The 20,975-nt window shown below is 49.4% G+C and carries 14 protein-coding genes; all 14 read right to left on the bottom strand.

The annotated features are described in order from the left end of the window. Positions 1–119: 119 nt before the first annotated feature. Positions 120–1,346, bottom strand: a complete 1,227-nt coding sequence (locus tag OHL19_RS11940; protein WP_263358372.1) for a glycosyltransferase — start codon at positions 1,344–1,346, stop codon at positions 120–122. Positions 1,347–1,407: 61 nt separating this feature from the next. Beyond that, a complete protein-coding gene (locus OHL19_RS11935) occupies positions 1,408–2,364 on the bottom strand; it encodes a glycosyltransferase family 2 protein (protein ID WP_263357924.1) in 957 nt (318 codons plus the stop codon). Positions 2,365–2,457: 93 nt separating this feature from the next. Further along, the gene (locus tag OHL19_RS11930) at positions 2,458–3,909 is read right to left on the bottom strand and encodes an O-antigen ligase family protein (protein ID WP_263357923.1); all 1,452 of its coding nucleotides are present in this window, start codon (positions 3,907–3,909) and stop codon (positions 2,458–2,460) included. 3 nt (positions 3,910–3,912) lie between these two features. Then, positions 3,913–5,901, bottom strand: a complete 1,989-nt coding sequence (locus tag OHL19_RS11925; protein WP_263357922.1) for a hypothetical protein — start codon at positions 5,899–5,901, stop codon at positions 3,913–3,915. A gap of 43 nt (positions 5,902–5,944) precedes the next feature. After that, positions 5,945–6,931: a class I SAM-dependent methyltransferase gene (locus OHL19_RS11920; RefSeq protein WP_263357921.1), complete on the bottom strand. Its 987-nt coding sequence runs from the start codon at positions 6,929–6,931 to the stop codon at positions 5,945–5,947. Between the two features lie 59 nt (positions 6,932–6,990). After that, on the bottom strand, positions 6,991–7,953 hold the full coding sequence (locus OHL19_RS11915) for a glycosyltransferase family 2 protein (RefSeq protein WP_263357920.1): 963 nt from the start codon (positions 7,951–7,953) through the stop codon (positions 6,991–6,993). A gap of 264 nt (positions 7,954–8,217) precedes the next feature. Further along, positions 8,218–9,717 carry a choice-of-anchor Q domain-containing protein gene (locus OHL19_RS11910; protein WP_263357919.1) on the bottom strand — a complete coding sequence of 500 codons (1,500 nt, stop codon included), beginning with the start codon at positions 9,715–9,717 and terminating at the stop codon, positions 8,218–8,220. 322 nt (positions 9,718–10,039) lie between these two features. Next, a complete protein-coding gene (locus OHL19_RS11905) occupies positions 10,040–11,083 on the bottom strand; it encodes a glycosyltransferase family 2 protein (RefSeq protein ID WP_263357918.1) in 1,044 nt (347 codons plus the stop codon). Positions 11,084–11,085: 2 nt separating this feature from the next. Next, the gene (locus OHL19_RS11900) at positions 11,086–12,036 is read right to left on the bottom strand and encodes a glycosyltransferase (protein ID WP_263357917.1); all 951 of its coding nucleotides are present in this window, start codon (positions 12,034–12,036) and stop codon (positions 11,086–11,088) included. A 61-nt stretch (positions 12,037–12,097) separates the two neighbouring features. Next, positions 12,098–13,225 (bottom strand): sugar transferase, encoded by a 1,128-nt coding sequence (locus tag OHL19_RS11895; protein WP_263357916.1) that lies wholly within the window; start codon positions 13,223–13,225, stop codon positions 12,098–12,100. Positions 13,226–13,364: 139 nt separating this feature from the next. Next, on the bottom strand, positions 13,365–13,901 hold the full coding sequence (gene nusG / locus OHL19_RS23070; protein WP_396126768.1) for a transcription termination/antitermination protein NusG: 537 nt from the start codon (positions 13,899–13,901) through the stop codon (positions 13,365–13,367). Between the two features lie 585 nt (positions 13,902–14,486). Next, the gene (locus tag OHL19_RS11885) at positions 14,487–15,662 is read right to left on the bottom strand and encodes a multicopper oxidase domain-containing protein (RefSeq protein WP_263357914.1); all 1,176 of its coding nucleotides are present in this window, start codon (positions 15,660–15,662) and stop codon (positions 14,487–14,489) included. A 208-nt stretch (positions 15,663–15,870) separates the two neighbouring features. Next, positions 15,871–18,411: a choice-of-anchor D domain-containing protein gene (locus tag OHL19_RS11880; RefSeq protein ID WP_263357913.1), complete on the bottom strand. Its 2,541-nt coding sequence runs from the start codon at positions 18,409–18,411 to the stop codon at positions 15,871–15,873. Between the two features lie 792 nt (positions 18,412–19,203). Continuing rightward, a complete protein-coding gene (gene lhgO, locus OHL19_RS11875; protein ID WP_263357912.1) occupies positions 19,204–20,409 on the bottom strand; it encodes an L-2-hydroxyglutarate oxidase in 1,206 nt (401 codons plus the stop codon). Positions 20,410–20,975: the final 566 nt, after the last annotated feature.

Raw genomic sequence — 20,975 nt, 5'->3', positions numbered from 1 at the left:
GGTCTAGATTTATTGATGCGAGCATGGAATAGCATCGAGACAAACTACGAGCGCAATGAAAATATATTTCATTGCGCTCGTAGTTTGATTCAAGCATATAAGGTGGGCTTGAGAACCGTTTAAACAGAAGACGGTTGATCGGAATCAGAGAGCGTACCTCGGTGAAAGTGCGGCGATGGCTTCTTCGTTTGTGGCTGAACCAGGACGTCGACGAGATCAAGATATTCGTGCATCTTTGCATCCCAATTGTTTAGCTGAATATACTGCAGGCCACGCTCGCGCATAGTTGCACATCGTTGAGAATCATTCATCAGCCGGAAGATCGCAGAAGCTAAGTCATCTACATCATCGGAAACGAAAAAGTCTACGAGGCCGCCGCTAAAATAGCGCTGGTTTATGAGCGTGTCGGATGCCAGCACTGGCACATCCATAGCCATGAATTCCAAGATCTTTGTGCTTAGGGCTTCGTTACCAAACGATCGCTTTCGCTTTGGTTCGACTCCGAGATCTACGTGTCTCATTACTTCGGCAACCTGTTCGAGTGCCACGCCGGCGCCTATCGTTACCTGGTTTTCAAGTCGATGCTCTTTAACGAGCGCTTGCAGCTTATCTCTTTCAGGGCCATCGCCAAAGACAAGCAATCGCAGATTAGGTGCTTTATCACGGAGCCTGGCGACAGCAAGGATGATCAGATCAACTCCCTGGTGCCAACTCAGTGTTCCGGGGTAACACATGACAAATTCGTCTGAATGCTGGGTTGCAGGGCCCTTGACGGAGTGGAAGATTAACGGATCTGGGTAGTTCAAAATTGTCGAACAACGTTCCAGGCTGGCAGACCTGCTTACTAATCTCTCGAACCATAAATGGTTCGCGATAATAACATGGTGTGAGTAGCGTACAGATAACTTCTCCATCCACACAAGCAGGCGGAAAGGGAATGATTTGATGCTGATCTTGAACTTGCTTGCATATAACTCGGGAACAATATCATGAATATCGAGGATGATTTTTGCACCCATCAAGCGTGGGATCAATGTTGAGAATACCTCGAAATCCGGAATCGAATGCACATGGATGAGGTCGTAGTGTCTACGAAGATGGTGTGTGGAAAGCATGTAGAAGGAACGAAGCAAGAAAAAAAGCAGTTTAGCAAGGTAGGTGAAGGGGTGTGTCTCATCGACCACTCGCTTTTGGATTCGATAAACATTCACGCCGCGAATAACATCGAATGGAGTCTGCCCCGGACGCCGAAGAACAATAGCGTCAACTTGATCTCCGCGCCTCACAAGCGTCTCCGCATATCGTCGAACGCGATTGTCGGTTTCATAGAATGTATATGCCACCATACAGGTTCTCATTGGTCAGACACTCCTTATTCGTTTGTCTCAATCCAGTTGGCAAAAATGATTAAACGGTTGGTACGAGCTTTTCCGTGTTCTGAACAACGGTTGCGAACGAAGTTACATAGTGGTAGAAGACCTGGCTATAAACCCAAGCGGGCAAGGGGACATGAGTATCGAGCAAAGGCCTTAGCATGGGGATGGCAAGTGACTTTAAAGGGGCAAGCATCTTCCTGGCCACCTGGTTGACACTATTCGCTGGCCGCTGTTTTCCGCCGCGCCACATTTCGAGAAACTGATAGCCTGCTTCTGTCTGTGCGAACTCAGGCCATGATCGGTAGAGTTTTTCGACCCGTTCAATTGCATCGTTCAGCGTCTCGTACTTGTTGTGATATCCACATGCGTCCGGGTTATAGCGTAATTTGTATCCCTTCTTCGCAAGTCGATAGCTTAGCTCGATGTCTTCGTATCCATAGGTCTTGAATGCCTCATTGAATGTTCCATGCTCGCGAAGAAATGAGGCATGAACGCTGGTGTTGCAAAAGTATCCGAACTGAAAGCCAAGCTCCTTGCCGGGTACGAAGTAGCCAAAGTTAAATTGCGGACCGTAGAGTGCGGACCACTTCATGAACGGTGTAGGACGAAGTTCGCTTAACCACGGCACATAACCAAGTACGCCACAGTTGTCTTCGGGGTTGATATCGTGCCACGCTATATGTTCAGCAGTCATGTTTGGCGTCGGTATGATGTCGTCATCTCCGAAGAGAATCAATTCGCCTTCGGCCTTGCGAATGGCATGATTTCGTGCAGCCGCAAGACCACGATTCGATTGCTTTAGATAGCGGACACGTCTATCCAGCTCGGCACACTCGGCTGCCACCGTCTGGGTATGATCCTTTGAACCGTCATCAACGACAAGGATCTCAAGGATTCGGTGATCCCCTGTTTGCTGAGAATATGCGTGAAGAGTCTTTCGCAGAACTTCAGCGCGGTTATAAGTGGGGATCACAACAGTTATTTGCATTGGCACTCCTGGCTTACATCTTTTACCTGGCTTACATCTTTTAGTGAGCACGTTTATAACCATTTGCGGAGACTAGTAGTGGGTGAATCTGATTTATATTTGGTCGGGTAGTTCCCACGAAATGCGTGCAGGTGACAAGACTCGCATAGTTGAATCTATGTCTCGATTCTGTAAGTCAAGGGGGATAGCGTTGCGCGATGCCGCTCTTTCTGCCCTTAACAAGGATGGGTAAATCATGGTCATTGCTATGATGACCCAGAGCAATATCGTTTGCTGACCCCAGCCAAGAATTGCAACATTGGTCATCTCGAAATAGAAGGCAGACAGGTTTGCAAAGAAGAGAATACACAACTGATCATTTGGCCGAGAGGCTCTTCGAAAGGTGCGAAACGCAGTCAGCAAAATATAGAGAAACACGAAGCCTATGAGAGAGATGCCAATGTATCCAGTCTCCACGAGCAAGGCGGCAATGGAACTGTCACAACTGACAAACTCCATCCCGCGTCCATTGATTGAGCCACTCAAGTGCAGGAACGGAAAGGACTGCGGCCCATATCCCCAAATAGCGCGGAGTGGGCTTTGGTCCAGTTTCTCCATAACTAAATGGTATAGCTCGTAACGGTATTGATAGGATTCTCCCTGAGACGAGTGGTCATCGACGGTAGCCATATAGTCGTTCCAGATTGTCTCCGTCACTCCGGGTCTCACCACTAATACTGTCACGGCGAATAAGCAAATTATGAGGATGTATTTTCTGATTCGGGGGAGGCCGAAAAATAAAAATGGAATGAGAGATAGAGTAAGTGCTATCCATGGGCCTCTGCTGGATGTTTTGAAAATGCACGTGAACATGAAGAGTAGCCCAATCCAGAGATAGATTTTCTGAATTCGCTTGCGGGCGGTTGCAATGAGATATAGCGTCATCGGAATACCCATTGCCAGCGCGCTGCCAAAGAGTATTGGATGTCCGAAAGTGGATTGGACACGAAGCCCTCTCGCATCGTCCAAATACAAAGCTCCGCTGGTTCCGAAGCGATGAACCTCTGTGGGGAAAAGCGTCACGACAGACCAATTAGCGTAGGCTTCGAGACATCCGAATACAGAGCATAGGATCAAACCTCCGGCGATGCCGAGAAGGATTCGACGCACTGTATTGACACTCGTAACATATGTGGCAAAGAGGAAGTAGATTACGAGGTAATCGAGGAATAGGGCGAGAAGAGCTTTTAAACTGTCAGTAAATGCAATGGAGTTGACTGTTGCCAGAGTCCACCAAAATGCGATTGCCAATATCCATATCTTCAGGGGTAACTTTCTGCGATGTGTTCCTGCTCGTTTTCTGCTAATTATGGCGAGGAAGATGAGAATGAGGGTGACGAGTCTCTGCGTTGTAATATCGAAAAGACCGAGGGGTACTTTAGATTCTTCTGGGAAAATAATGAGGAAGAAGGCTGCCATAGGCAGAGTCTCCTCGAAGCCTTTCTTCGCATTGACGTAGAAAAGAGAGATGAAGACAATAACATCGAGTAGGATTACAAAAATCATGGATTAGACTCGCTCTCTACTTATTCTGGTTACGTCTAAGATGCGTCGTTTGCGCTGGCGAAGTCCGTACCAGATGATTCCAAGCACGATCAGAATGCTGGCTGTTGATATATACCATCGTCTTTCAAGACGAGATTCAAGAGACTCTCCATTATGGATGTAATACGAACCAATGAGAGAACGCCCCCATGGGTGCCTGGACAAATACATATCTCGGAAGTCTGAAATCTGACGAAGGATGTAAGAGTGTAATGTTTTTCTTCTGAGATCCTGTGTCGTTGGGTTTACGCTGTTCGAGTAATTCACAACGATCGTTCTTGATTGATGTGAGGGTATGTCGATGCGTAAAGTTGGCTCGGCTGCAGTATTAATCGCGCCAGGAGCCCCGTTGATCATGACGCTGGAGATAGAAGCTGAGTCGGCGGAAGCCATGGCGACGATGTAGGTCGTATCTCGCGGTGTTGCATTCGTCAGGGTCATCTCATTTGAGAGCATGCGAACATCGAAATCGCCGTCCACTCGCTGGCGAAGTAAGTACATATGACGAGAGATATTTCCAAGGCTTGTCCACTGCGTATCGGGTTGCATGTGGTTTAAGGTATCGGCGATGGGATTGAACGCTTCGCTACCGCTGCGGAAAAAGGCCTCATGACCGTATAGCAGAATTGGGTTACCAAGGAAGGTTTGAATTGCCAGGTCAACGTGCGAGATAGGAGCTTCTACCGAGTATCGGGAGAGACTGAGAAAACGCGCGTATGCGGTAGTATATGGCCGAAGAATAAATAGAGAGCTTTTGGGGAAGCTTGAATCCAGCGGGACATCCAGCGAGTTTGCGGTACTTAGAAATCCATAGGACTTCAAGGCTGCGAAGGTAGCCTGGGGCGCGACTCCATGGGGAAAAACCATAACCCGATCGTAGTGAATGCCACTTGTCTGCGTGAATTTATCCATTCTCGCTACGCCTTGTTTCATATCTTCAACTTGCTTCGAGAGTGGGTTATCAGCTAAGTTTCCGAATTCGCGATGCGTATGATTGTTGCCATGCATACTGATAGAAAAGTAGCCCGGATTGTTTCGAAATAGAGAGACTATTTTGGGATCGCTACGGTCGAAATTCCAAGGTACAAATGCAATGGTCGTATGGAATTTATGCAATTGCATCTGTGCCAGAAGATCTGAATAGCTGAGATTGCCGTATGGCTCGGTTAGCCAGGGATCGTCAATGGTCAAATTGGCATAATGCGCATCCAGGTGCCATGCATAATCGCCTGCTCCTTGGCTGATAAAGATGATAAGCGGAGCAAGAGAAGAGAATGCCTGAGCCATGCCCCAGGGCTGGCCAATCCACGAATTATCGAAGAGCTGCGTATGGGCTGAAAAAAAAACATCGCCGTTTTTATTCGGAGCTCTCATTAGAACCGTACGGTTCTCTGATCCAGATACTGTGGTTAAGAGTTTGACATTCTGGATGGATGCACTCATCATCATTTGGCAGGTCGGCGCGCTGACTGCAGGCATGTCCAACCCCGATAGGGTTTTCAGCTCAGGCAGTGAAGAAGCATGAAGTATTTGAGGACGCGCTTCGACGTTGGAGTTTAAGCATCCCCGCAGAGCACCTCCTGACCATCGTTGTAGCTGCTTTGGATCGCTGCCGGCGTCGATTCCAAAGATCAACAATGGGATATCGCGACCATTTGGTCTGTGTAATTGTGCTTGGATATTCGGGTTTAGCGACGGTAGGGCACCGGCTGAAGTGGCGATTGCCAGAACATTTAACTTCTTCAGATGTGGAAGTTCATGAATAAGATCGCGCGGGGTTTCAACGTTGATAGTTAGAAGTTGCAGGCCGAAGAATTCGACAACATCCTGCACCTGTCGTTCTTCGGCCGGGTCGGCAGCATGATTGTGAATTAGAAGAACGTACTGAGCATGACTCGTCAAAAGCGCAGAAAACAAAATCAATACGAGAGTTATGGCGGACCGACGTATCATGATGTTTCCTTATGCGAGCGCTTAAATGAATGGGTGAATTTCATCAGGCAGGCCTTAAATAAAACTGCGCGGTATCACCCTGCTCCTGCGAGTTCAAGGATTTTGCCAAGCGCCTCATGCGCCGTAGTTGAGACTTATTGGGTTCAAGCATTTTACTTAGAGGTATATCGCGTTGATAAGATTCGCTTGCCCAGAATTGGAATTCATTGGAGTCATATACGACGCGTTCAATACGGAATCCACTCTTCTCCGCCAATAAAGAAAAGCTTTTGCGACTGTGGAGGAAAAAATGACGAGGAGCATCGAGCTGCGCCCAATCAGTTGTATAGCTTCGCCATGCCCAACCCAAAACAGGGATGCACACCACACACAAGCCGGAACGCTTGAGATGCTTAGTAACCATTCCAAGCATATTGATTGGCATATGCTCCAGGGAGTGGCGAAACAGAATAACATCGAATTTACTGTCAACTTCGGCAAGTGTCTTCCGTTCGACTCTGACACCAAAGCGATCACGAATATCACATGGTACGAAGGGATCTACTCCGCGGGCGTTATAGCCAAGTTCGCGCAGATCGGCCAGCAGGGTTCCCGATCCGCATCCTACATCGAGGAGAGCCATGTTCTTTTTTAATCCGATACGGCGGATAACATCCAGATCTGTTCTCTTTCGCCAATTGACAAGGAAAGATAGCCTGGAAAGGTAAAGATGGTCGCGTATCTTTCGCAAAAGTTTCGGAGTTCGAATTTGAAGACTGTAATAGTCTCCTGGATAGTACTTGCCAAGATCGGTTGGAACGGCTGTAAGCGACAAGCAACCGCAATCAGAGCACTCCCAATAGAGAAACTCATCCCTGGTGCCTAACATCATCTCTCGTACAGGATGAGAGATTCCAACCTGGGACTGACATATCTGGCAACAATTAACTTGCATTTGCCCTACCTGATCTTTCTGGGGTTCGGCATGGATTGATATCGAGCCTAATATCATGAGTAAAATTGTGCGTTCTCGCTGTTCATCCAGTGACATGTTTTATGGCTGGGTTTTGGGAGAATAACTGGCGACTTCGATCTGATCGTGAACCGAGTTCACCTGGGGCTTAATTCCTCGAGCAAGTCTTGAACCAGCATTCGCGGATAGAAGGGACTGCGTCTAAAAAGAGCGCGCCGCAATCGCTCTATCATCGCTAAACTTTTTGCGATAACGGCTGCACCGAGCAATTTGCTTTTACCAAATTGTGCGATCGACAGTTCACGCTTCTCACGCCGTAACTCGCGGCCAGCGGGTTTACGAAGCGTTACCAATGAAGGGTCATTCTCGATCGAAGCTGCCATTCTCATTCGTATCTGGACGAGATCTCGACGAAGACGTATTTCCTCCCGTAACGCGGTCTTTGCCCAACTCCCTGGACTAGCTTCGTGATAGATAACTAATTCATCTTGAATGATGGTCCAAGGGCCTTCTAATGCGAGACGAAAGGGAAGCTCATAATCCTCGCCGAAACGCAAAGACTCGTCGAAGTAACCAACGCGCTCCAGCACTTCGCGTCGAATGGCGACTGCTTGATTGAACATGACAAATCTGTTCAGCAGTACCTCAACTGGATTGAGCCATATGCCGGTAGCACAGCTCGGCATGGTGTCGGCGAGGGTGAAGGTTGAAGTTTTATTTCCATTAGCGTAGAGCACTGTACAGTTGCAGAGGGAGCAGGTCACTTCTGGGCCCGCGGCCTCAAGCGACTGGACCTGGCGCTCCAATTTTGTTGGCAACCATTGGTCGTCAGAGTCGAGAAAAGCAATGATATCGCCTGTGGCAAGCGCAATTCCGCGATTGCGAGCAATGGCCGGGCCTGCATTCTTCTGGGTTAGGAAGCGGATCCTATTTCCATATTCACGTAAGACCGTGGCCGTGTCATCGGTTGACCCGTCATCAACGACAATCACTTCCAACCGAGGGTGAGTCTGGTTAAGTACGCTATCGATACACTCACGAATATAAGTGGCCCGGTTATAAGTTGGGATGATAACGCTCACGAGCGGAACACTGTTCATGGTCAAAATCCTTTGCAATGGGATGACGAAGATGTGAGAGTGCCGACTGCAATCGACGATTGCCGCGTGTTTGTTGTGCGATTCGATGTAGTGCAGGGGGACGTTCAAACGAAGTTATAACTTATAAGGCCGGGACTTACATATAAGAGTTCGGCTTTGGTAGTGCTGCATGCCTGGATCGAATATCGATCCAGGCATGCAATAGTGCAATTACGTTATGTTAACTAGGCCTATTACAGGCGGTTAAATGAGAGCATCCCTGGGTTAGTGCACAACGCCAGTAAGAGCAGTAGGGGCTGCTGGTTTCGTTGTCGGGATATATTCATAGGCGCCAATATCAAAAGCAGGACCCTGCGGGCGAGGAGTACCGATTAGATCCACGGTCACTGTCGGACTAGTTGATACTCCAGCGTTGATAGCAGCACTCGTACTTTGGATGTTGTAATTGCAACCAATGCATTGTTCTGAAGAGCTACCTGTTCCAATGCTGACGATGGCAGGATTTTTGTTGACGATGTCTCCGGTAAAGGATCCCCCACTGAACGTTCCACTGGTAGCGTAGTCAAGGTTATTAGCCCCGGTTACGGTCGCCCCACTGGTCTGATATATGGATGTGTCATTGCCGAGACTGAAGAAGAGATTGTTTTTGAATTGGGCGCTTCCGTTGGTGCTTTCGAATCCTTCTGCCCCGTCAACACAGGTGTTATTGAAGAAGGTATTGCTCGTACCTAATGCTCCGTCCTGGAAAACCCAGCACCAGGGATGGACAGTTCCGGCTACGCAAAGGTGACCAGATCCATCGTCATATGGGCCATAAGCGAACACGTTATTGGTTACGGCCCAGTTAGATACGTCGCCATTCCCGGCATTGTCTTGGACTATCACGCCTTCGTGGTGGTTGAAGCAGACATTGCGATCAAACACCATGTTCTTGGAGACTTCTGTTCCATTTCCTGTCGTGTTCCAGGTCTGAATGCAATCCATGTGGCAGTCGTAGCCATTGCAGGAATTACAGGTATTTGCATGCATGTAATTGTGCCGAAAGGCTGTTCCTACTCCCCAAGCATCAATGTAATCGTGATCTGTTCCCGGCTCATCTCCGGAAAGCGCTGTAATCTCATTACCAGTAACAACGCAGGTACTGCAGGCTCCATACATGCCATTTGAAAGTCCGTGGATGTAGTTATTGGTGATGGTGTAGTTAGAGGCATATTGGCTGGATGAAACGCTTCCGACTCCAGCAAAATATATGCCGCCGCCACAGGAGGTACATCCGTGGCCATCCATTTCAATATTGCTGATAGAACCACCTACGGTACCGCTATTCACGCTGACGGCTCCCGACCCAGTCGATAGCATATGAAAGCAGTCGATAGCCACATAATTGGCTGCGATTGTAAACGCTCCGGAAAGGGTAACTGTTGAGGCTGGATGCGTCTGGGTTGGACTATTAACGTCGATGTCGGGCGTAGTTGGACAACCGGAACCACTCTGGCCTCGCACGGTAATGAGATTTCCTGCGGATCCACTATGGGATAAGGTTGGGCTCTCAGAATAAGAGCCCGCTGCAACCTGGACGATATCTCCCGCGGATGTTGCAAGCGTTACAGCATGTGAGATTGTAAGGCAGGGTGCAGAGGCGGTTGAGCAAACGCTGGAGTCGTTTCCGGTAGTTGCTACGAAGTAGGTAGTTGCACGTGCCTGTATGGTAATGCCTGCGACAAGCAAGATGAATGCGAATAGCCGAAACAGTGGGAATCTCATGATCCTCCTAAATACCTATGAAAAGATAACCAAGAGCCACTAAGTTCAACTATTCATTCGAAAGAGGCTGCGGGTGAGCCCAAGTTAAATGCATCCCACTAACGGAGTTTATCGGATGCCTAGAGCTAACCGACTGAATTGCATATTTACGTGCCTAAGATGTACACATCGAATACCTTGGATTCACAGCGAAATAGGAGGACTATTCACAAGGTCTAAAAAGTCGTGCTTAGTTAATTATAGTCACTTAGGGTTGGTTACGAAAGCACAAGCCATGATTACTTGAATGTCTTATGCAATTTATTTTGAGGAAGTCGAAAATTTAATCTGCCGGGCCCGAAGTACCAACCTTTGCGATGGAGAGCCTATGCATGCCGTCGCCTACTCCGACACTCCATTCGGCAATTCTCAGCCACTTGCGAAGGGTTATGGCATTAGTCTCTCGATCGACGGGAAAATTAAGGATGATAGAGAAAGGAGACATGCACGCCAACAGGATGAGTCGAAGAATGGCGCTTATTAAGAGGAAGAAACGATAGATTCGCGCGTAGAAGTTTCCACGTGTACGGCACAAGAAGCGATATACCGATTGGCGCATTGCAATGTCGACGAAGCCGTTTTCTCTCTTCTTCGTACTCTGGCCACCAAAGTGAATAATCTTCGCATCACTTGAATGCATAATTTTCCAACCAGCGCGACGGATGGCATAACAGAGCTCGACTTCTTCGGCATACATGAAGTATTCCGGATTGAAACCGCCGACTTCTTCGAATATGTTGCGGCGCACCATGATTGCTGCTCCGGACACGACATCTACTTCATGTATCACGCGAGGCCCGTTGTAATAGAGAGCCTGCTTTCCCCAGAGTGGCAGATTGGGCCACTTGCGTTGCAGCCAACTGAGCGCCAGAAACTGATTGAAGACGGTAGGGAATCGTTGAACGGAACTGGTCTGAAGAGTTCTATCTGGATTCAGAAGCCTGCATCCAATTGCACCGGCTTGCGGTGCTGCACTCAGTTCACAAAGCATTCGTCTCAGGGCATCTTCTAGAACCACAGTATCTGGATTGAGGAAGAATAAGACTTTCCCCGAAGAGTGCCGGACGCCCAGGTTATTGGCTTGTCCAAAGCCGATATTCTTTGCAGAAAGAATCAACTTTACCCAAGGGTATTTCTCGACCAGGCTCTGGCATGGAGCGTCTGCGGAGGCGTTGTCGACAACGATCACTTCGTAATCAACTTTAGGTGCGACCGCGCAGATCGACGCAATGCATTGCTCTGTAAATGCCAGGCAATTCCAATTAACGAGGATGATCGAAAGATTAGTCATCTGATATTCATCGGGCAGGCTGGATGTGCTTTGCATGCTCATCGCCAGATTGTGGGGCGGAAGAAAAGTCTGCGTAGCTGTTGGCCCTGGATGTAGCGAATGAGGTCTGGATCGTCAATGCGTGCAGTGCGTTTTGAGAAAGCGAGCATGTAGCCGTAAAACAATCCAGCGGCGCCTTTTCCGTGTGGCCTCTTGAATACGTGCTTCACGCATTTCACTGCCATAAAGAGTGGATGATATCCAGAGATATAGTTCCACTCGCCTTTCTTCACGGCGTTTTGCCACTTACCATTCGCCGCGCCAGTGAAGCGATAGTGGATTACTTGCAGATCAGGAAAACTTCGGCTGCTCCAACCGAGCATGTTAGCTTTGGTCTCGTCGAGAGTATCCCATCCGGCTCCGCGGGTTACGCCTCCAATGGCTTCCCAGCATGCTTGTCTGTAGATTTTTGTCGCACCGCGGACGTGGAACTGCGGATTGCGTTCCACTACGGTTTGATTGTCCTGGAGGTGACATATAACGCCGCCTCCGACACCCATTTTGGGATCCCTCTCGAACTCGCCAAAGCACTTTTCAAAGTAGTCATTATCAAAGCCGAGGTCGCCGTCGAGCTTGACCAGGAAATCCCAGTTAGTAACTTTTAGCTGTTCGTAACCGTGATAAAAAGCGAGGATCTCTTTGGCTTCGCGTGCTCGTTTTCCGCGTTCGTGATGATTTTCAGACTCTGCCGATGCTGGGCTAGTTATCCTGCTTGAGTCCGAGCGATGTATGGGCAGAATCCAGGGGTACTTGGCGGCCCAGCGTTGGATGATCTCCAGGGTAGAGTCGGACGAACCGTCATCGACGAGTATGTATTGCTCGGGGCGGATGGTCTGCTCAACAACGCACCGTATCGTCTCGTCAAGAAATTCGGCCTCGTTGCGGACCGGACTGATTATGACATATCGAACCGAGCGTGGGGTTGTCACAGAGGATGACGAGTAAATCATAATTCTCCTTACCTGGGAAGATGGAAGTTCAGCTTCCATGTTGATTGAGAAAAGATCGCATCTAGCAAGCGCCACGCCCGGATAACATAGCTGCTGGTGTTTGAAGCATGATGTTCAAGTCCAGCAAGCTGCTCTCGGCTTTTGCATAGCGGATGTCCATGCGTACCATCTCATCGAAGGTTGTACGAGATCGACCTTCGATCTGCCATAGGCCTGTAATTCCTGGTTTCTGCTCAAGCACACGACGTCTGTGCCAGACGCGATAGCGCTCAAACTCATACGGAAGTGGAGGGCGTGGACCAACGAGCGACATATCGTTGAACAGCACGTTGAAAAATTGCGGCAGTTCATCGAGGCTGGTCCGGCGCAGGAAGCGGCCGAGAGGAGTTACTCGCGGATCATTTGCCAATTTGTACTGGCCGCCGTTTTGTTCTGCTTCGACTCCACCTGCGATGAGCCTGGATACATATTCGCGATGGATATGAGGATCGTTGTCTGCCGCCATGGTGCGGAATTTGTAGAAACAGAATTCTCTACCGTATTGACCTACGCGTTTCTTGCAAAAGAGAATTGGGCCTTTTGAGGTGCACTTGATCAACATGGCAATTAACGTGAGGAGCGGCGAAAGCAAGATCAGTGCAGTCAGGCTGCCGAGGATATCGATGGTTCTCTTCAGGCCGTGATGCAGCTTGCTTGGCCCGCTTCGTTTCGATTCTTCAGGGTAGAATATCTTGTCGTTGGCATCGTTCGGATAGATGCGAACGACCATGGACAGACGGCAATATATCTCGGCACTTAGAGATCGCTGCAGCGCGCTCGATATCTTTCGAACGATCGCTTCAACAGTCTCTTTAGAGGGATCATTGATTTCCGTCAATGCGATCCCCAGCGTTGTGTGTGGCTTGTACCAGCCGAAGACGTCCGTCTCTCGGATACAGGAACCGATTGCCGTTACAACATTATCCGTTCGATCTGTGTTGCAGTTAGCTTGTAGATCTTCTCCGCTAATAAGCACCAGGATGAAGGCTCGGCCAGAACGTTCAGTACGCCGCTGCTCCAGACGAAGCATTTGTAAAAATGCCTCTTCTGAAACCAGTATCGGTGTGGCCTTATACGCCCCTGTGGCCCAACGGCTTGTACTGGAACCTTTTCGTTCCGGTCTCGAGGGCATCAGTTTAGTTGTAGCCATTCGTATTCTCCGTCTTGCGTTATCGGACGTTGATTGGTTGTCGTAGCGTCACGGGCCGTTCTACAGGAAAACGAAGATATGTATAACTGAGGAGAATCGCTTCCTGATCAGGCGGGGTGGATAAGTTGCTGGGTGTTACTTATCGGAGTAATGCAGGTTGGGGTGAGGATGAGTCTAAGGGCGATGCGTTCAATGATTCGAGCAAATGCGCATCAATTTCAACAGCTAAGGATTGATGAATCAAAGTTATTGAAACGACGATCCGGCATTGATTCTTGTGCCGAGTTACAACCCCTTCCAAACCCATGAGCGAGCCGGATTTCACTCGGACATGTTCTCCGGTTTTCAGAAAGGGATGTGGTTCCAACTTGTTACCAGCGGTTAGACATATCCGCACGGCTTCGATCTCTGCATCGTCGATCTCGGCTGGTTTTCCGTTGAAAGATAGCATGCGTACTACACCGGGGATGCTGAAAACGTTCTGTCGTTCGTGCAAGCCAATATGGGTGAAGACGTAGCCGGGAAAGATAGGACGATCAATGAGGACTCGACGATCTTTCCAACGGCTGGGAGTTGTTATGACGGGAAGAAACGCTTCAATCGACCGGGACTTGAGATGTTCGGTTACGACTTTCTCGTGGCGTGATTGAGTCGTTACCGCGTACCAGCGCGGCATGGCCATGAACGAACTCTGATGCGCCAAGTCTTCCTCAGAACAGAACATAGTTCGTAACATCTCACCTGGTAGGTTGGTGCCCGTGGAAAGATTTTGGGCAACGCTTCGCGATCGTGACCTACATCCAGTCACTGTGGAACATGCAAAATAACCTTCAAAACAGTCTTCGAAACAATCTTCAAAAAACGCAGATCTCGGGAAACCAGTTGCTTCGCAAAAGAAATGTCAGATCTCGCGTAGTTACTCGCGGATAGACAGATGGCATTGTCCGTCGTTTGATCCTTGCGGACTTCTACCTCACCATAAGCAATTTGAATGCCACCCAGATAGATCTGGTTTTGAGGTTGCATCGGCGGGGATTTAAGTAATTTGGGGCAATATCAGGGGCACGAGTCTAGAATTTATGATCTTGCGCGCGGATGCTTTACAGATATTCAACTGGGCTACAAAGTGGTGTTCCTTTATGTGCAAATAATTGCTAACTTGCTCACAACAATACTTCACACCAAGCGGATTGCGGCAAAGGTGGATATGAGCGGAATGGGCTACAAGGATTGAGCTTGATTCTGCGCACCTAAATAGGTGTTAGGGCAGGACTTGATAGAGGGCGACCATTCCTCCGTTAAAGTGATCTGTAACATGGCAGTGAAAGAGCCAGGTGCCTATATTGTCCGGAACCATATCGGCGCTGGCCATGGCCATTGGACCAAGAAAAATGGAATCCATTCTCATTTTGTTCCAGACGACTGTATTTCCATGCCAATGAGCCATATGTACGTCGTCCTCATTGCCATTTGAGAGTAGATACCAACGAATCCGTTCCCCTCGCTTCATTGTGAGTAATGGAAGGTTTCCCTCGATGTAGCCATTAATGGAGTAGAGCAGGTTCTTTTCGCGAAGCAGTGGGTCCGCGGCTTTGAGTCGAATCCCCCCTGGATCTCTTGAGGCGTTCCGCTCGAAGAACCAGCTCTCTGTTTCGTCAAAGACAGAAAAATCAGTGATAAATTCCTTGTCTACATCCCTTGGTGATCCGTCAGGTCGGGCCTTGCCGCGAGCAGTTACGATAATTGGGCCGACAAGACCGGTATTGATATCTTTGCCCTCGACAAAGTGAGAATGATACATCCATAACACCGAGCTCTCATCCATCTCTGCCGGTCCGCTTCTTTCCGGTGCGGTCCATATATATGTATAGGTTTTACCGGGAGCAATTCGGTCGTCCGATTTTGCAGCGCCTACTGTACCGTCGTTGTACGAGGCCCCTTCTGCATCTTTCTTATATTCAAGTCCATGCGGGTGCATGCTGACGGATAAGTGAGTGTTGTTACGGAAGGTAATGCGGATCGAATCTCCCACCTCTGCGCGAATGAGCGGTCCCAGGATTCCAAGGTGTTCCCATTGTGCAGGCCGGGGTTTAAGGGTTTTGAAGGTTGCATCGGTGTATTCGCGATAGATTGCTTTGCGATAGACGCGGTGGCCTAGGGTGCCTACATTATCGTCTTCGGTGGTTTCGACGCGCGGCAATCCGGCTATGTTGCGTCCGTGCGGAGTGTAATCCCAATCTACCTCGTCTGCGGCTATGAAATATGTTCTTACAATGCCGTGCTTTTCTTCTCCGACCTTGTTATCCGGGTTTACAGAGGGTGCCATTTTTCCCTGGTCCTGAGACTTCATTGCTCCGGAATGCTGTGATTGGGCGGTGAGTCCAGCGAGGGTCAACAGCAGTGTCACAACGATGCTTCGAAATAGAGAACGGCTCAAGTCTACTTCCTCCCCGATCTAAATGAACATACACCAGGTATCTTGCGAGTCGCAGGAAATAAAAGAGGAAGCTGGTTATAGCTTTAGCGATTCCAAGATATTCGCTCTCTCAAGAGCAATTGGGAGGCCGAAGTATCGCATAAATATCTGGAAGCCCATGACCCATGAAATGCATAAGGCCATGGACCTCCAGTCCCGAGTTGGATTCTTAAGGAATCGCTACCGAGAATTCGTTCGAGGCTGTGCTTTCTACCCCGTCTTCATCGACGCTCTTTGCTTCATAGCTGTAGGTCGTGCCGCCAACGACGGAGCTATCTACGTACGATGTCTGTGTATCGAGGGTGGAATTGAGCAGTGCGAAGGTTGTAGATCCGGCAACCGCGCGGTAGATATGATAGCCGGCGATTGGGTCGGTGGAAGCACTTGGCGCAGACCAGCTTAGGGTGACGGAAAACGTTGCTGCCGCCGCTCCTGTACCGGTGAGTGCTACTGTCGATGTGCTTCCAAGGGTTGAATTGCTGTTGATCGTCAGTTGACCAGTCGATGTTCCAGCCGCGGTAGGCAGAAATTCAATGGTCAAGGTTGCCGTTGCTCCTGGATTGAGCGAAATCGGGAAAGTCCCGCTCGCTAACGAAAAACGCGCCCCAGTGATTACAGCAGAGGAAATCGTCACTGGAGATGTTCCCGTTGAGGTGAGCGTGACCGATTCCATGGATGAGGAATCAAGCGTAACTGTGCCAAAGCTCAGGCTGGTTGCGCTTATCCCTAACTTTGGACTGGTTGCTGCTGTGCCGGTACCGGTAAGGGTGATAGCCGAAGTAGCTCCTGTAGTGGAGTTACTGCTGATCGTCAATTTACCGGTGACAGCTCCGGCTGCTGTGGGAGCAAACTTGACCTGAATAGTCAAAGACTGCCCGGCAGTCAGCGTTTGCGGCCAACTGCCAGCAACCAGCGAAAATCCAGTTCCGGTGATTGAGGCCGCACTTACGGTAACCGAGGATGTGCCCGAGGAGGTGAGCGTCAGTGAGAGCGACTTTGACGTTCCATCGGCAAGGCTTCCAAACGGAAGTGACGTTGCACTCAGCGTCAGTTGTGGAGTTGCTGCCGCTGTGCCTGTACCGGTAAGAGTGATTGCCGATGTAGCACCAGTGGTTGAGTTACTGGTAATCGTCAGTTTGCCGGTGACCGCTCCCGCAGACTTAGGCGCGAAAACGACAGGAACCACGAGTGTCTGGCCAGGCGTGAGTGTTTTGGGCAAGCCGCTGGCGGTGACGGAGAATCCGGTGCCGGTGATAGAAGCTGCACTCACAGTAACCGAGGATGTACCCGATGAGGTGAGCGTAAGTGACAGCGATTTCGTTGTTCCATCGGCAATGCTTCCGAAAGGAAGAGTCGTTGCACTGAGTGTTAGTTTTGGCGTTGCTGCCGCCGTGCCGGTACCGGTAAGGGTGATTGCCGATGTGGTGCCCGTGGAGGAGTTACTGGTAATCGTCAGTTTGCCGGAGACTGCTCCTGCTGCTTTAGGTGCGAAAACGACCGGAATGGCAAGCGTTTGTCCAGGCGTGAGTGTTTTTGGCAGCCCGCTGGCGGTGACAGAGAATCCGGTGCCGGTGATTGAAGCTGCACTCACGGTAACTGAGGATGTGCCCGAAGAAGTGAGTGTTAGTGAGAGCGATTTTGTTGTTCCATCGGCAAGGCTTCCGAAGGGAAGCGTCGTCGCACTCAGCGTCAGTTTTGGCGTTGCTGCCGCTGTGCCAGTACCGGTAAGAGCGATCGTTGATGTCGCACTCGTGGAGGAATTGCTGGTAATCGTCAGTTTGCCAGTGACAGCACCTGCAGCCTTAGGTGCGAAAACGACCGGAACCACGAGTGTTTGGCCAGGGGCCAGAGTCTTGGGCAATCCGCTGGCCGTTGCGGCGCTGGTGGTAACGGAGAACCCGGTACCGGTGAGCGAAGCCGCGCTTATGGTAACCGGAGATGCGCCGGAAGAGGTGAGCGTAAGGGAGAGCGATTTCGTTGTTCCATCGGCAATGCTTCCAAAGGGAAGTGTCGTTGCACTCAGCGTCAGTTGTGGAGCATCCACTGTCGACGCGGCTGCCGGCACAATCTCGCAAATGCTCAGATTAAATTGATCCGAAGCAGGCGCGGTATCGCCAAGCGTCATCTTGGTTCCTTTGAGCGACGTCCCAGCATTGATTTGCTGCACCCAATATGTGTCGCCCGTGGAAGTAAGATCCTGATGCAGCAATGTTTGACCAGCAATGAGCGTTCTGGCAACCGCCTGGTCAAAATCATTACCCACACCTATTACAAGCGAGTTGTTTTGCGTTGTAACCAGGCTGGCGGATGGCGTACCTTTAGCCGAATGACCGGAAGCGATAGCGCCAATTGCTCCAGAGCCATTCGTGCCAGACACGTTAACTCCGCTAAAGCTCTCCACTGTGAGAGACGAAACGACTGCCTGCGAAAGAGTTGCAGTGATAGTTGCGTTCTTCAGAACAGCCGGAGCGAAGGCACGCCAGATTTCCGATGTGCCGGACTGCGTATTGGTTCGAACCACCAGCGCCCAGGTCAGGCCGCCTCCGGTCACGCTGCGTACGGTCGTATTCGGTGTAGTCACGGCATCTGTGGATACAAAAGCCAACAGAAGATCGTTCGCAGATGTGGTTGTTAATGCGGGGGTTGTGATGGTTGTTGCTGCAGTATTTTGGTTGAAACTCACAGACGCGCCATGGGTAACTGCCGCCATCGCATGACTGCACACAAACACGAGCATAAGGGCGCTCCACCAGGACATCAGTCGAGACGCTTTTTTGATGTTCGCGTAGGTGTGAGAAATCTGTTTTGTCTTTGAGTCTGGGAAGATTGCGTGGCCTATGACAGAAAAACGGCCAGAGGAATAAAGACGTAAGTCGCTATTGAACAAGAGTTTTAACCTCACCAATGGTGCAAGAGCACCTGATTCACGCAAACACGAGGAAAATTGGCAAGGTTCTAGTTCAATGACCCAGCGACTGAGCGAGGTAGGATAGCGCTGAACAAAAAAAGAAATGATTTACTAACTGGCGAAAAGCATCGATCAATATCAATCCGACGATGCCTGATTTTCAGCAGTTACAAGACACTAACCCGGATGCCGGCTCCTGAGAAGGAGGTGGAAGGGGATGAACTCTGCGGGTACGGATCCTATCCAAACTATCGTGAACTAATTGAAAATGCTCTACTCGATGGCCCGGAAACCAAAATGGTTAGTTCTGGCTATAAACAAATTGTATATCAGCCTCAGCTTGATAGGAGAATCAAGGCGCACAAAAGTAATCTATTTTTAGTTACTTTTGTGTGCAGAGCGGTACGGTTTTAGTTTAGCATCGGCGAAGAATAAATCTCGCAATAACTATCTAACTCTATGTTATTAAACTGCTTATATTTATATCGCGAGGCAGGAAGCAACGACAATTTTTCTGTTTCTGGAATATTTATTGTCCTGAATATATGCAATTCCTCTCATATCTATTTTTGGTTAAATTCAAAATTCAGGATCTCAACCTATCTGACGGACGATCGAATCGACAATATATTTGGCAATTGACAAAGATGCAGTCGCTGCAGGAGAGGGAACATTGCGCACGTGAACCATGCCCTCTGTGAAGGAAATATGAAAGTCGTCCACTAGTTTTCCATCGCGATCCAATGCCTGGGCGCGCACGCCGGAACCTCCAACAACCAGGTCATCTGCCTGTAGCTCCGGCAGAAGACGTTGCAGGGCCTGTACGAAGGCTTTCTTGCTCCATGAGCGGTGATACTCGCCTACGGACATTCGCCAGTGTTTTGCAGCCATCTTCCAGAAGCCGGGAAAGGAAGCGTATTCGGCAATGTCCCTTATATTGAAGGATCGTTTCGAATAGCCCTCGAGTTTCAACGCCAGCACCGCGTTCGGACCAGCTTCTACGGCTCCGCCAATCCTCTTTGTGAAATGAACCCCCAGAAAAGGGAATTGCGGATCAGGAACGGGATAGATCAAGCCTTTCACGAGATACTCTTTCTCGCGCGAAAGTTGGTAGTATTCTCCCCGAAAAGGCACGATGGCAAGATCACGCTTTGAGTTCGTCATGCGAACTACACGTTCACTTTGTAGGCCGGCACAATTAATAACCGTCTTAGCTGCAATCTCGCCCCCCGTGGTTTCGAGAATGGTAAGACCGTTGGAGCGCTTGAGGCCGATAACTTCCTGCGAGACTCGCACGACTCCGCCTCGGCTCACGATTAGATCGGCATATTTTTCCGCTACTTTGAGGTAGTCCACGATCGCAGTTCCGGGCACATGTATTCCGCGAATTCCTGCCGCATTGGGTTCAATCTCTCTAAGTTCGCTGCCGGTTAATATCTTCAGCCCCTTCAGACCATTCGATTGCCCACGTCGGAACAATTCTTCGAGCCGCGGTAATTCGTTCTCGGCTGTAGCGACGATTAATTTGCCGCATATCTCATGAGGCACTTCGTTATGTTCGCAAAACTGTAATAAGGCTTGTGCTCCCTCAACGCAAAGCTGAGCCTTCAGGCTGCCGGGTTTGTAATAGATGCCAGAGTGAACGACGCCACTGTTATGGCTGGTCTGGTGACTTGCAACGGAGGATTCCTTTTCCAAAACCATGACAGAAGCAGCAGGGAACTGCCGGGTGATTTCGAGCGCGATCGCCAGCCCCACGATCCCGGCCCCGACAATCGCAAATCGTGTTTCAGTGGGCATAGAAGCCTTCTTTTGAGATCAAACCGAGGATCGCAATTGCTCTTCTCAATCCTGGATGAGTTCGTTTCGTTTGCGCCAAAATTTCTTACTATCACCCTATGCGTAGGTCGCTTGCCGGTCAACTGGTTAAGACAGCAGGTTCTGTTAATTGACGGCGGAAAGCTGTCGAGTCAAATAGCTATGTAACATGAACGTACCTTTACGTAGGTTACTTATTTACGACAAGTAACTTCTATGTATTTATAGGTTCGAGACTCGACGATGAGTTACAAGCAAATATAAAAGATAGAGCTGCGTTCTTTATTTTCATTTACTTAGATAGGCTTAAAAATCGGTTCATTGATAAATGTAGATGGTGCATTTTTTTACTTGACTCTTGCGCTATATGCGACTATTTTTTCGCTATTCCCAGTCGTGGTTTGTTTCATCCTTTTCCCCAGTTGTGGATCTGGAAGGCTGCTCTTACCAACGTTACGACCTAACAGGAATAACCCTAAATTGGACGAAGGTAATGACTTCTATCAAGCTCATTACTTGGATGATCACGACCTAAGTGTCGCAGGTTA

Origin of the sequence: Acidicapsa ligni (assembly GCF_025685655.1) — a bacterium.
Taxonomy (GTDB): domain Bacteria; phylum Acidobacteriota; class Terriglobia; order Terriglobales; family Acidobacteriaceae; genus Acidicapsa; species Acidicapsa ligni.
The sequence above is the reverse complement of the archived record's forward strand: the minus strand, read 5'-3'. Positions and strand labels throughout refer to the sequence as shown.